Annotated in this window: 12 protein-coding genes; 4 read left to right on the top strand and 8 right to left on the bottom strand. The window is 68.3% G+C overall.

Features of this window, described 5'->3' with window-relative positions:
• Positions 1-8: 8 nt before the first annotated feature.
• The gene (locus ABD210_RS28405; RefSeq protein WP_344115521.1) at positions 9-743 is read right to left on the bottom strand and encodes an SDR family NAD(P)-dependent oxidoreductase; all 735 of its coding nucleotides are present in this window, start codon (positions 741-743) and stop codon (positions 9-11) included.
• A 145-nt stretch (positions 744-888) separates the two neighbouring features.
• Between ABD210_RS28405 and ABD210_RS28410 the strand changes: the two genes are divergently transcribed.
• Positions 889-3,144 carry an FdhF/YdeP family oxidoreductase gene (locus ABD210_RS28410; protein ID WP_344115523.1) on the top strand — a complete coding sequence of 752 codons (2,256 nt, stop codon included), beginning with the start codon at positions 889-891 and terminating at the stop codon, positions 3,142-3,144.
• A gap of 65 nt (positions 3,145-3,209) precedes the next feature.
• Here the strand turns inward: ABD210_RS28410 and ABD210_RS28415 are convergent, their stop codons facing one another.
• Both ABD210_RS28415 and ABD210_RS28420 read right to left on the bottom strand, forming a co-directional pair.
• Entirely contained in the window at positions 3,210-5,399 is a 2,190-nt protein-coding gene (locus ABD210_RS28415) for an MMPL family transporter (protein ID WP_344115524.1), read from the bottom strand.
• A 169-nt stretch (positions 5,400-5,568) separates the two neighbouring features.
• Positions 5,569-6,105, bottom strand: a complete 537-nt coding sequence (locus ABD210_RS28420; RefSeq protein WP_344115526.1) for a M48 family metallopeptidase — start codon at positions 6,103-6,105, stop codon at positions 5,569-5,571.
• Between the two features lie 522 nt (positions 6,106-6,627).
• Here ABD210_RS28420 and ABD210_RS28425 point away from each other — a divergent pair.
• The 3 genes from ABD210_RS28425 (at position 6,628) to ABD210_RS28435 (ending at position 8,510) form a co-directional block, all read left to right on the top strand.
• Positions 6,628-6,786 carry a DUF5679 domain-containing protein gene (locus ABD210_RS28425; RefSeq protein WP_012922897.1) on the top strand — a complete coding sequence of 53 codons (159 nt, stop codon included), beginning with the start codon at positions 6,628-6,630 and terminating at the stop codon, positions 6,784-6,786.
• Positions 6,787-6,878: 92 nt separating this feature from the next.
• A complete protein-coding gene (locus tag ABD210_RS28430; protein WP_344115528.1) occupies positions 6,879-8,195 on the top strand; it encodes an ABC1 kinase family protein in 1,317 nt (438 codons plus the stop codon).
• A 102-nt stretch (positions 8,196-8,297) separates the two neighbouring features.
• Positions 8,298-8,510 carry a hypothetical protein gene (locus tag ABD210_RS28435; protein WP_344115530.1) on the top strand — a complete coding sequence of 71 codons (213 nt, stop codon included), beginning with the start codon at positions 8,298-8,300 and terminating at the stop codon, positions 8,508-8,510.
• Between the two features lie 95 nt (positions 8,511-8,605).
• On the opposite strand, the gene ABD210_RS28440 is transcribed toward ABD210_RS28435, so the two are convergent.
• The 5 genes from ABD210_RS28440 to ABD210_RS28460 form a co-directional block, all read right to left on the bottom strand.
• Positions 8,606-8,824 carry a hypothetical protein gene (locus tag ABD210_RS28440; RefSeq protein WP_344115532.1) on the bottom strand — a complete coding sequence of 73 codons (219 nt, stop codon included), beginning with the start codon at positions 8,822-8,824 and terminating at the stop codon, positions 8,606-8,608.
• A 30-nt stretch (positions 8,825-8,854) separates the two neighbouring features.
• A complete protein-coding gene (locus ABD210_RS28445) occupies positions 8,855-9,142 on the bottom strand; it encodes a WhiB family transcriptional regulator (RefSeq protein WP_132193680.1) in 288 nt (95 codons plus the stop codon).
• Between the two features lie 149 nt (positions 9,143-9,291).
• On the bottom strand, positions 9,292-9,486 hold the full coding sequence (locus ABD210_RS28450) for a hypothetical protein (RefSeq protein WP_344115536.1): 195 nt from the start codon (positions 9,484-9,486) through the stop codon (positions 9,292-9,294).
• Between the two features lie 459 nt (positions 9,487-9,945).
• Positions 9,946-10,965, bottom strand: coding sequence for a hypothetical protein (locus tag ABD210_RS28455; protein WP_344115538.1), 1,020 nt, complete (start codon positions 10,963-10,965; stop codon positions 9,946-9,948).
• A gap of 149 nt (positions 10,966-11,114) precedes the next feature.
• The gene (locus ABD210_RS28460; protein WP_344115539.1) at positions 11,115-13,235 is read right to left on the bottom strand and encodes an ATP-dependent DNA helicase UvrD2; all 2,121 of its coding nucleotides are present in this window, start codon (positions 13,233-13,235) and stop codon (positions 11,115-11,117) included.
• Positions 13,236-13,269: the final 34 nt, after the last annotated feature.

Raw genomic sequence — 13,269 nt, forward strand, 5'->3', positions numbered from 1 at the left:
GAGCTCCTTTAGTGGGCGGTCCAGCCGCCGTCGAGGACGAGTGAGCTCCCCGTGAGTGAAGCCGAGGCGGGGCCGCACAGCAGTGCGACCAGCTCGGCCACCTCGGCCGGCTCGATCAGCCGCTTCACCGCGACCGGGTCGAGCAGAACCTTGTCGAGCACTTCCGCCTCGGTCAGCCCGTGCGTGGCTGCCTGGTCGGCCAGTTGCGCGGTGACCAGCGGGGTCCGGACGTACGCCGGGTTGACGCAGTTGCTGGTGACCCCGTGCGCCGCGCCCTCGAGTGCGACCACCTTGCTGAGGCCCTCCAGCCCGTGCTTGGCCGCGACGTACGCCGCCTTGAACGGGCTCGCCCGCAACCCGTGAACCGAGGAGATGTTGATCACCCGGCCCCAGCCGCGGCCGTACATGTGGGGAAGGGTCTGGCGGATCAGCCGGAACGGCGACTCCAGCATCAGCCGCAGGATGTAGCCGAACCGCTCCGGCGGGAACTGCTCCACCGGGGCGACCTGCTGCACGCCCGCGTTGTTCACCAGGATGTCGACGTCGGTCGGCAGGTCGCCGAGGCTGTCCAGCTCGGCGAGATCGGCCGTGACCGGCTCGATCCGGTCCGAGGACAGCCGGGCGAGGCCCTCGGCGTCGTAGTCGACCGCGATGACCTGGACACCGTCGGCGGCCAGGCGCTGGGCGCAGGCTGCGCCGATGCCGGACGCGGCTCCGGTGACAAGTGCTCGTCGGGTCTCCATGGCCGAGGACTCTAGAAATCCTTGGATGGTCGCACTATGGGATCGCGTTACATAGTGCTCGCCGGTCGGATGGGGCGGGACACCACCCAGCCACACCGACGCCTATCAAACCGGCTTCGACTGATAGAACATTTATTGTTGAACCATGGTCGACATCGAACAGCCGAAGAAGAAGGCCGCCGGCGTCCCCGCCGTGCTCTCGTCGTTCAAGTTCGGTTTCCGCGAGATGGGACCGGCCAGAACCGGCAAGGTCTTCTTGAAGATGAACCAGGACGGCGGCTTCGACTGCCCGTCCTGTGCGTGGCCCGATCCCGACTCCAAGCGTAAGCACGCCGCCGAGTTCTGCGAGAACGGCGCCAAGGCGGTCGCCTGGGAGGCCACCCGTAAACGAGTGCCGCGCGCGTTCTTCGCCGACCACTCGATCGACCAGCTGAACCAGATCTCGGAGTACGAGCTCGGCAAGCTCGGCCGAATCACCGAGCCGATGCTGCTCCGGGCCGGCAGTGACCACTACGAGCCGGTCGGTTGGGACGAGGCCTTCCACGTCGTGGCCCGTCACCTGCAAGCGCTCGACAACCCAGACGACGCCGTCTTCTACACCTCCGGCCGGACGAGCAACGAGGCTGCCTTCCTCTACCAGCTCTTCGTCCGCGCCTACGGCACGAACAACCTCCCCGACTGCTCCAACATGTGCCACGAATCATCCGGTACTGCGCTGTCGCGGGTGATCGGCAGCGGCAAGGGCGCCGTCACGCTCGAGATGCTCGAAGAGGCCGAGCTGATCGTCGTCGTCGGTCAGAATCCCGGCACGAACGCACCCCGGATGCTCAGCCACCTGGAGATCGCGAAGAAGCACGGTGCCGACATCGTCTCGGTCAACCCGCTGCCCGAGCCGGGCCTGATGAACTTCAAGAACCCGCAGCGCCCCTCCGGCTGGATCGGCAAGGGCACCGCGCTGGCGGACCAGCACCTGCAGATCCGGATCGGCGGCGACCAGGCCCTCTTCCTTGCCGTCGGCCACTTGTTGCTCCGGGCCGAGGCCGCCGCGCCCGGCACCGTGGTGGACCTGGATTTCATCAAGCAGCACACCAGCGGGTTCGAGCTCTACGCCAAGCACAACGACGAGCTGGACTGGCCCGCGGTCGAGCTGGCGACGGGACTGACGCGCGCCGAGATCGAGGAGTTCACCCAGCGTTTCATCAAGTCCAAGGCGACGGTGATCTGCTGGGCGATGGGTCTGACCCAGCATCGTGAGGCCGTTGCCACCATCACCGAGATCGTCAATGTCCTGCTGCTGCAGGGAAACATCGGCAAGCGCGGCGCCGGCCCGTGCCCGGTGCGCGGCCACTCGAACGTGCAGGGCGACCGCAGCATGGGCATCTGGGAGAAGATGCCGGAGGAGTTCCTGGACAAGCTGGACGCGGAGTTCGCCTTCACCTCGCCGCGCGACCACGGCATCGACGCGACCGACACGGTACGACGGTTGCGCGACGGCTCGGTCCGGGTGTTCTTCGCGATGGGCGGCAACTTCGCGATGGCGACCCCGGACACCGCCGTTGTGCACCAGGGGCTTCGCGAGTGCGACCTCACGGTGCACGTGTCCACCAAGCTGAACCGCTCGCACACGGTCACCGGACGGGAGGCGCTGATCCTTCCGACGCTCGGGCGGACCGATCACGACCGCACCCCGAACGGCCCGCAGTCGGTCACAGTGGAGGATTCCCAAGGCGCGGTGCACCTGTCCACCGGGAACCTGTTGCCCCCGGCACCGGAGTTGAAGTCGGAGATCGGCATCGTCTGCGGCATCGCGGCCCTCGTGGTGCCCGAGGTCGGCGAGATCCCGTGGGCCGATTTCGCTGCCGACTACAGCTTGATCCGGCATCGGATCGGCCGGGTCGCCGACGGGTACGAGAACTTCGAGGAGCGCCTGCGGGCCACCGGCGGGTTCCTGCTCGACCATGCCGCCCGGGATCGCCGCGAGTTCAAGACCTCTGACGCGAAGGCGCAGTTCAGCGCGAACGACCTGTCCTGGCTGCCGACCGAGCCCGGCCGGTTGTTGCTGCAGACGATGCGGAGCCATGACCAGTTCAACACCACGATCTACGGGCTGCAGGACCGCTACCGCGGCATCGACGGCACCCGCGAGGTGGTCTTCGTGAACCCGGACGACCTGGCCGAGCTGGGATTGAAGGACGGCCAGCGCGTGGACATCGTCAGCGAGTTCGCCGGCGTCGAGCGCCGGGCGGCCGGCTACCGACTGGTGTCCTTCCCGACCGCCCGCGGCTGCGTAGCGGCGTACTACCCGGAAACCAACGTCCTCATGTCGGCCGACGACGTCGCCAAGGGCAGCAACACGCCCGTCGCCAAAGGTCTGACTGTCCGCTTCGAACCAGCCACCTGAGTCGCAACGCGCATCGCCCCACCCGGAACTGCCCGGCGGGGCGATGCGCGTAGTACGGGGTGTTGTCAGCCGACGGGGGTCAGTTCGCGCTCCTCCTCCGGGGCGGTGGTGGGGGTGGCGGCGTGCTTGGCGTTGTTGCCGCGCAGCCACTTCGGGGCCCACCAGTTGGCGTCGCCGAGCAGGATCATCACAGCAGGTAGGACAACCGCGCGGATGATGGTCGCGTCGATAAGGATCGCCACCGCCAGCCCCACGCCCAGCTGCTTCATGTCCAGCGTGCTCAAGGTGGCGAAGACCGCGAACACTCCGATCATCACGGCCGCCGCGCTCGTGACCACACCCGCCGAGCTCGTGATGCCTTCGGCAACGGCCTGTCGGGTCGGGACGCCACGCAGTACGGCCTCGCGGATCCGGCTGACCACGAACACGTGGTAGTCCATCGACAGCCCGAACAGCACCACGAAGAGGAACAGCGGCAGCCAGGACACGACCGCTCCGTTCGACCGGAAGTCGAGGATGGATTCGGCCCAGGTGTTCTGGAACACCGCCGTCACCACCCCGTACGCCGCGCCCGCGCTGAGCAGGTTCAGCCCGATCGCGGTGACCGCGACCACCACGGACCTGAAGGTCACCATCATCACGATCAGCGTCAGCAGCAGCACGAACCCGATCACCAGCGGCAGCTTCGACCGCGTGTGCGCGGCATAGTCCACATCAGCCGCCACGAACCCGCCGACCGCGTACACCGCCCCCGGCACCTTGCCGACCGTCTGCGGCATGAGCTCCTTGCGCAGTTTGGTGAGCGAGTCCCGCGCCTGCTGGCTACCGCCCTCGTACGGCGTGGCCACCTCGAGCACGGTCACCGTGCCGTCCTTGGAGACCCGCGGCTCCTCCAACCCGTCCTGCGCGAACAGGGTGTCGCTCTGGGTCCGCTTGACCAGGTCGGCCAATGCGGCTTTCACCGCCGCCTGCTGGTCCGCAGGAGCCCGTACTGCGACCTCGTGGCTGGTGCCGGTGCTCGGGAAGACGGCCGTGAGCCGGTCGTACGCCTTCATCACCGCCGTGTCCCGCGGCAGGTCCTCGGTCCCGGGGAACTTCAGGGTCATGCCCAGTGCGGGTGCCGCCACCGCGAGCAACGCGGTGACCGAGACCAGCAGGGTGGCGACCGGGTGCTTCAGAGCTGGCTTCAGCATGGTCGGCCAGAAGCGCGGCCTGGACTTGTTCGCCGTCAGACGCCACAGCAGTGGGACTCGCGGACGGTCCACCCAGCGACCGAGCTTGGCCAGCACCGCCGGGAGCACGGTCAGCGAACCGACCACCGCCACCGCGACGACCAGGATCGAGCCGACCGCGAAGGACGAGAACACGGCGTCGCGAGCCAGGAACAGCCCGGCCATCGAGATGATCACCGCAGTACCGGAGACGACGACCGCGTGGCCGGAGGTGGCCGCGGCGATCTCGACCGCGTCGACGTGACCGCGGCCCTTGGCGCGTTCCTCTCGCTCTCGGCGCAGGTAGAACAGCGAGTAGTCGACGCCGACCGCCATACCGATCAGCAGGATGACGCTGTTCACCGCGTCGACCGCGGGGATCAGCTGCGAAGCCGCAGCGGACAGGCCGATCGCTGCGGCCACCGCCGACAGGGCGAGCACCAGCGGCACGGCTGCCGCGATGAGCGCGCCGAACGCGACCAGCAGGATCGCCAGGGTCACCGGCAGGCTGAACATCTCCGCCCGCTGGAAGTCCTTGCCCAGCGTCTCGGTCAGCGCCTTGTCGATCGACAGGCCGCCGACCTCCTCGACCCGCAGGCCCGGGTTCTCCTGCTGGATCTTGGCGGTGGTGTCGAGCAGCGGCTGGACCCGGTTGTCGTCACCGTCCTTCAGGGTCACCCTGACGATCAGGGCGTCCTTGGTCGGCGACAGCACCGGCTGAGCGACCTCCGCGACCCCACCGAGGGCGCGCATCCGCTGAGTCACGACGCCGGCCACCTGGTCGGCCTCGGCCCTGTCCAAGGCGCCGGAGTGCGGCGTGATCAGCACGCTCTCCACGTCCGGATCCGCGAAGTCACCCGATTTCACGATGTTGTCGGCCCGGGTCACCTCGCCGATGTCGCCCTCGTTGTCCGACTGCTTCGTCCCCGTGACCGAACCGAGCGCGAAACACGCGACGACGACCGCGACCCACATCGCGATCGCCCGCCACGGGTGGGTGGCGCTCCAACGTGCCGCCCGCACCGTGAGTTGTCCCCTGGACATAGTGGTTCCTGCCCCTCCGCGCCCGCCTCCGGCGCACCCTCCCAGCCCGGCCCGACGCCGCGCTGGTCACGGGTAACAGCCTTCGGGAACACAGGGCTGCGCCACCATGCAGGAAGCCACCGACTCCACCCTGGTGCCAGCCCCAACGCCACCCCGAGGGTAGGCAACGCTAGAAGTCTTCGAGGTCCAGGTTGGCGGCGGCGGAGATGCCCTCCAGATACCCCTCGGCGCGCTCGGACTTGGGGTAGCGGTGGACCAGTTTCCAGAACGCCGCGTTGTGGGACGGCTCCACCAGGTGAGCGAGTTCGTGGACCAGGACGTAGTCGACCACCCAGGCCGGCATGGACTGCAATCGGGTCGACAGGCGGATCGAGCGGTCCGCCGGAGTGCAGGATCCCCACCGTCTGTTCTGGTTCGAAACCCACCTGACTGACGCAGGTTCGGGCACTTCAGGCAGGTGACGACACGCGAGATCGTGTGCTCTGGCCAACAATTTTTCGTCCGACACGCGGGATCGGCTGCGCTGCTTGTCCAGCCGCTGGAGCATGGTCTGGACCCAGCGCGCCTCCTCGGCGGCGGACAGCCGGTCGGGCATCAGCACGACCACCCGCTCACCGTCGCGGTAGGCGCTCACGGTCCGCTTGCGCCGCTTGCTGCGGCGGATGTCCACGTACGGCGGGATCGAGCGCGGTGGAGAGTCGGCCATGCCTCAGACGCTACCCCCTCGAATCCGCCAACTTTTTTCTGTCCACATCCTGTGAATTGACGTTTGCGCAGGTCAGGTGCCTGTTGGCGAGACCGTGGACGAAGTTTGTTCACATCCTCTTCCCCCACTCGTCCACAGCGTCCGTCGGCGCGCCCCACAGCTTGCGCACAGGTTTATCCACAGGGGTGGACAACCGGGTCTTGTCAGCACGGCGGGCGACTGGCAGCGTCAACTCCAGCAGACTCCCGGACCGCCTCCGGGGCCGTTCGGAGGGGAAGCCGAGCGGTTCCGAAGGCGGACCACCGGGAGCCTGTTCTGTGTCTCAGCCACGTCACAGCAAGGCCCGGAAAGGCTTTTCCACGCGGCGCGCTAGGCGGGAGTTGCGCTTGAGTCACTCCCAGCCTGCCGTAGGGTGAATCCCGACTGGGCCGAACGGCCTACGGCAGGACAGCCTGCCGTTAGCATCCACGACGGCCGGGGTTATATGCCTCGGCTGGTATTCAAAGCAAGGAGAGGGCCCTCATGGCAGAGACCTGGAGCGGCGAGTTCTACTGCGTCAAGTGCAAGGCCAAGCGCACCGCCGACGGCGAGGTCAAGGTCAACGACAAGGGCACGCGCATGGCCAAGGCCAAGTGCCCCGAGTGCGGTACGAACCTGAACCGGATCCTCGGCAAGGCCTGACGCACCAAGTCGTAGGGGCGGCGGTGCGACCCACCAGGGTCCACCACCGCCCCTCCGTCGTTTCCGCTTGCGCAACCCGACAGAATGGGACCGTGTCCGACCTCCCCCGCAAAGCGCTGAGCCGCACCGCGAAACTGGCCAGCCTGCCACTCGGCGCCGCGGGCCGCGCAACCGTGGGGCTGGGCAAACGGATCGGCGGTGCTCCCGCCGAGACCGTGCTGGCCGAGTTCCAGCGCCGGACCGCGGACCAGCTGTTCTCCGTCCTGGGTGAGCTCAAGGGCGGAGCGATGAAGTTCGGACAGATGCTGAGCCTGATGGAATCGGCGATGCCCGAGGAGCTCGCAGCGCCGTACAGGGCGACTCTGACCAAGCTGCAGGACTCCGCGCCGCCGATGCCGGCCTCGACTGTGCACGCGATCCTGTCGCGTGAGCTGGGCAAGCGCTGGCGGGACCGGTTCGAGGAGTTCGACGATCTGCCCGCCGCGGCCGCGTCGATCGGCCAGGTCCACCGGGGCATCCTCAAGGACGGCCGCGAGGTCGCGGTGAAGCTGCAGTACCCAGGGGCCGCCGAAGCGCTGCGAGCAGACCTGCGGCAGCTGGGCAGGTTCGCCCGGACGTTCGGCTCGCTGGTGCCCGGGCTCGACATGAAGCCGCTGGTCGCCGAGCTGCAGGAACGCATCGGCGAGGAGCTCGACTACGACCGCGAGGCCCAGGCCCAGCAGCAGTACGCCGACGCCTTCAAGGGCCACCCCGAGTTCGTCGTGCCGCGCGTGATCAAGCACTCCCCCTCGGTCATCGTGTCCGAGTGGATCGAGGGCAAGCCGCTGTCCGGCGTGATCGCCGGCGGCACCAAGGCCGAGCGGGACGAGGTCGGCCTGAAGTACGTCCGGTTCATGTTCAGCGGACCCAGGCTGGCCGGGTTGCTGCACTCGGACCCGCATCCGGGCAACTTCCGGGTGATGCCCGACGGACGCCTGGGTGTGGTGGACTTCGGCCTCTGCGCACGGCTCCCCGACGGGCTGCCACCGGCGATCGGGCGGCTGCTGCGGATCTCGCTGAACGGCGACGGCGCGGCGGTGCTGGCGGGCCTGCGCGAAGAGGGCTTCATCAAGCCGCGGATGGACATCGACCCGGACCAGCTGATGGACTACCTGGCGCCGTTCGCCGAGCCGGCTCGGGAAGAGACGTTCCAGTTCAGCCGGGCGTGGATGCGCGCCCAGGCGAACCGGACCGGCGACTTCCGCTCGCCCACCGCGTCCCTCGCGCTCAAGATCAACCTGCCCCCGTCGTACCTGCTGATCCATCGCGTCTGGATCGGCGGCATCGCGGTGCTGTCGCAGCTTGAGGCCGAGGCGCCGTTCAAGTCGGTGCTCGAGGAGTTCCTCCCGGGCTTCGGCCACGACGACTGACCTACCACCAGGTGCTGTCGAGTTTGCCCTTGAGGTTGCGGACGTTCTCGCGGGCGCAGCGGTCGCAGTACACGAGCTGGCCGGAGGGCATCGTCGAGCCGGGTGAGACGCCGGCCGAAGCCGCAGCCCGGGAAGGTCGAGGAGGAGACCGGCTGGCGACCGGGCCCGCTGAGCGAGCTGATCTACTCCCAACCGGGCTCGGGCATCATCGACTCGGCCCACCACGTCTTCCGGGCCCACACCGCCACCTACCTGGGCGTGCCCGTCGAGCAGAACGAATCCGGCCGCATCCAACAGGCCCTGCTCGAGGGATAGCGAGCTGGCGAGGGCCGGCATCCTCGGTGGATGCCGGCCCTCGGTCTTTCAGTTCTTGCGTCGGCTCGCCTGGTCAGGGGTGAGCCGGGGTGGAATCAGACCAGCCGGGCGAGGGTCAGGCGCGCCTTTGCGCTTGCCTTCTCCGCACGTCGGGTGGCCCGCTCGGCCGTCTTCTGCGCCTTGACGATCTGGTTCGCCAGGCGGAAGCGGCGGTTCTGCTCTGCGTCGTTCAATTTAGAACGACAATGAGCACGAGCAAGATCTTCTTGAAGTAAATGCATTTCAATTCTCCTGGGTGAAAGCTGGGTCGTCATGGCTTGAAGTCTCGATTCGGGGGTTGGTCGTCAGGCTGCGGTTACGGTGTCACACTTGCGCGGACGCCCACGGGGCCGCTTGCGCGGAACCACAACTCCCTGGACGAACAGTTCGCCTCCCCACACTCCCCACGGCTCGGAACGCTCGAGCGCTCCGGCCAGGCACTCGGCCTTCAGCGGGCAGGTGGTGCAAAGAGACTTGGCGTACTCGACATCCGCCGGGGATTCGGCGAAGAAGAGTTCTGGTGCGTAGGACCGACAGGGCAGGTCCTGCGCAGTTGCCACCTCGGTGAATGCATCGAGGAAGCTAACGCTCATTCCGGTCACCTCCTGAGTGACTGTCGTGCTGATCTCTTGTCGTCGGTGACGACCACCGGGCGATGGCCGCCAAACATGTGGCTGACAAACAAAAGGGCCGCGGGACCCTTTTCGGGTTCCGCGGCCTTGGAGGTGCCGGCTGACTTTCGTCAGACCGGTGGACTCCATGCTCGAGAACCCTGACCGCCGTACCGCACATCGGTCATAGCTGCGCCCTGAACCGGGACGAAGCCAATGGCCGTCAGCACAACGGTCGCGCCGTGCAGGCGCGGCGAGGCGCCCTGGATCGGGACGCAAAGCAGCGCGCTAGCGCCGAACGGCTTCTTAGCGACGTTGGTGATCATGTCCAAGGCACCTCCTCTCGTTGTGTGCGAACCGGGCGGCAAGCTCGATCGCTATGGTTGAAGTTTTCGGCCATACCTCGGCCGCAGAAAGAACAGTACGCCGAGTCCGTTGGGGCCCGCAAACTATTTAAGGCCAGTTTCCGAAGTTGGCCGGAAGTTGCCGCCGCCGGGGGCGGAAACTTGCTCCCGTCACCCCGTTCCGGCACGCTCCGCCGCGCCTTCGGCACCCTCCGGGATCGTTGCCTCTGTCACCTAATTGCCACCGCAACGGACGGAGTCTGCCACCAGCAGAATTCTGCTCGACAACCTTGCAGCGCCGACTCCCAGCCGCGCAACGCCTTTACGCCGCAGCTGCACGGCGGGACGACACACGCCTGGCACAGGAAGCCTGTGCCAGGCGTGCGGACCGCGGCCAGGAGGTCGCCGCGGTCTGGGGCGCCCGGGGGGAGGGGCGCCGGATCAGGGGGTGAGGGGTGCGTTCAGTCCCTCCGTCGAGGTCCTCGGCGTCAGCCGACTACCAGCCGGTACCTGGAACGGGAAATCGAGGACGACCAGCCGGCCCTTGACCTGGTTCTGCGCCTGGCAGTTCTGGGTGCAGACGGTCGGGGGGTTGGCGACCTCGGTCGCGTCCTCACCGGTCACCATCCCCATCCGCCCGCCGCTGGCGACGTCCCAGATGGACATCCCGCCGCAGTGGTCACGGGTCTCCGCCAGGCCGAGGTTGTTGGTGAAGTCCGGACCGCACTCGGGCTGGGGTATCCGGGTCGCGACCTGGGCGCTGTCGCGGACCGCGAAGTCCGGCGACACGTCATTGCCGATGTTCACCCGGGGGGTGACCCTGACACAGAAGCGGCTGGCCGGCCCGGTCTGGACGCTGGTGCACTCCGAGCCGAGGAACTGGCCGAGCCGGGCCCGGAAGTTCGGGTTGTCGTAGTAGAAGGCGCTGGCGGCCAACTGGTGCACGACGCGGGTACGGGTCCCGTCGGAGCGCTGGGGCTCCATCTGGAAGATGCCACCGTTGGCGCAGTCCTTCGCCTGCAGCTTCATGGAAAGCCCGGTGCCAGTCCGCGAGAGTTCGAGGTCGGCGTCCTTGAGCTGCAGCGAGATGGCGCTGTTGAGGGCGAGGCCGCGGTGGTCCGGGATCCTGCCGGCGTAGATCGGCGTGAACCGGCCGCCGGTCTGGTCGAGCGGGTTGGCAGCCCCCGTGAACGACTGGTCATAGACCGCGAAGTCCTTCGGGTCGACCTCGAACTGCGTGTATTTGCCCCGGACGAGGAACCGGCCGGCGGGTGCGGCGACGGTTCCGGTGAAGCCGGGGCCCCGGCCGAGGACGGTGTAGCCACCGCCCTCGCAACCCTTGGACGATGCGGCGGCGGCTGGGCCCGCCGAGACGCCGAGACCGATCAGGGGGACTGCCACCGCCACGACAACTGCGACCACAAGTGTCTTGGCGCGGGTACGCGGTCTGGTGATACCCATCAGGAACTCTCCCATCGCTGTGGTGTCTCCGACCCCAGAGCGTCCCCAGCTGGCCCTGTTTCCCGCGTTTGAAACGTACGGCGAACCAGGCCCGGGCAACATCGGCCAATGGTCCTAGTACCCCCAGAGGTGGGGGTCCGGGAGCCGGGTCAGCGGGTGCAGATGTTGAGAACCGGCTCGGCGTACTTGGTGATCTTGGTGCGGCCGATGCCAGGGATGCGGAGAAGTTCTCGCTCGTCGGTGGGGCGGGTTTCGGCGATGGCGATCAGGGTGGCGTCCGTGAAGATGACGAAGGCCGGCATCCGCTCCTCGGCGGCCCGCTCGGCACGCCAGGCGAACAGGGCGTCGTACAGCTTCTGGTCCATCGAGGAGGGGCAGTCCTCGCAGCGGCCCAGCTTCCGGGCGGCTGCTTCGGTCAGGCCGCGGCCGCAGACCCGGCACTTCGGGATCGGCTTGTCCGAGCGGGACGCGCGCGGCGCGCCGGACCGCGAGGAGGGCTCCCGCTCAGTGATCCGGGAGGTGCGGACTCCGATCGGGTCGAGGAAGCGGGTGGGGCCGCGCTGGCCGCGGCCGCCCGGCGAGCGGGACGTCGACCAGCTGATCGACAGCTGGTCCTTCGCCCGGGTCACGCCGACATAGAACAGTCGCCGCTCCTCCTCGATCTGAGCGGGCGTCTGGGCATAGCTGATCGGCAGGGTGCCTTCGTGGGCGCCGACGATGAACACGCAGCCCCACTCCAGCCCCTTGGCCGTGTGCAGCGTCGCCAGGGTGACCCCCTCGGCGAGCGGCGCGTGCTGGATCGAGGCACGCCGGTCCAGCTCAGCCATCAACTCGACGATCCCGGCCTCGGGATGTGCCGCGGCGAAGTCCGACGTCATCGTGACGAGTGCGCTCAGCGACTCCCACCGATCCCGGACCGCACCCTTGCCCTCCGGCGGGTCCTGGGTCCAGCCGGCGCCGCCGAGGATCCCGCGGACCGTCTCGGCCAGGTCGTCCGAGGTGTCTCCCGCCTTCGCCTGGCCCCGCAGCAGCATCGCGGCCTGACGGATCTCGGCCCGCTCGAAGAACCGCTCGGCCCCCTTGAGCACGGCCGGGAGCTTCCGTTCGGCCAGGGCCTGCTCGAAGTTCTCCGACTGCGCGTTGGTGCGGAACAACACGGCGACGTCGCGTAACGCAGTACCGGAGTCTTGGAGGCGGGAGATGGCCCGGGCGACCGCGTCCGCCTCGGCGACCTCGTCGGGGTACTCGCGGTAGGTCGGCGACGGTCCCGACTCGCGTTGGGAGCGTAGCGTGACGCGTCCGGGCAGGCCGGCCGGTCCGGTGGCGTCGAGGACCTTGTTCGCGACGTCCACGATCTGCGGGGTGGAGCGGTAGTCCCGGATCAGTTTGATCACCGCGGCCGAGGGATGCCGGGACGCGAAGCGGACCAGGTTTTCCGGATCGGCGCCCGCCCAGGAGTAGATGGTCTGCGCGGGGTCGCCGACCACACAGACGTCCTCGCGACCGCCGAGCCACAGATCGAGCAGGCTCTGCTGCAACGGGCTGACGTCCTGGTATTCGTCGACGACGAACGTCCTGTACTGCCGGCGGATCTCGGCGGCGACCCGCTCGTCCTCCGCGAGCAGCGCGACCGCGCAGAGCAGCACGTCCTCCAGGTCGATCCGGCCGCGCTCGGTCTTGACGTCCTCGTACGCCGCGAAGACCCGCGCGACAGTGGCCGGGTCGAAGGCGGCCAGGGCTCGTCCCGACTGCGGCGCGAGGCGTGCGTAGTCGTCCGGCCGGACGTTGGTCACCTTCGCCCACTCGACCTCACCGGCGAGGTCACGCAGGGTGGGGGTATCCACTCGCACCCGGCAGCGCGAGGCCGCCTCGGTCAACAGCGGGAACTTCCGGTCGATGATCGGCGGTAGCTCACCGCCGTACACCTTCGGCCAGAACCACTTCGCCTGCCGCAACGCCGCCGAGTGGAAAGTCCGCGCCTGCACCCCGTGTGCACCGAGTTGGGCGAGTCGCCCGCGCATCTCCCCCGCCGCCCGCTGGGTGAACGTCACCGCGAGCACCCGGGCCGGGTCGTAGGTGCCGGTGCGAACGCCGTACGCGATCCGGTGGGTGATCGCGCGGGTCTTCCCGGTGCCCGCTCCGGCCATCACGACGACGGGTCCGTGCAGCGCCGTCGCGACGGCACGCTGCTCGGGGTCGAGCGCCTCGAGCAGCGAGTCGGCGGACCGACTCGCGACCATCTGTGTGACATCGCTCACTGGCTGAGACATGCGGGAACAAGCACCACCTGGAAAGCGGTTCGGA

The sequence above is a fragment of the Kribbella alba genome (assembly GCF_039529635.1).
Taxonomy (GTDB): Bacteria; Actinomycetota; Actinomycetes; order Propionibacteriales; family Kribbellaceae; genus Kribbella; species Kribbella alba.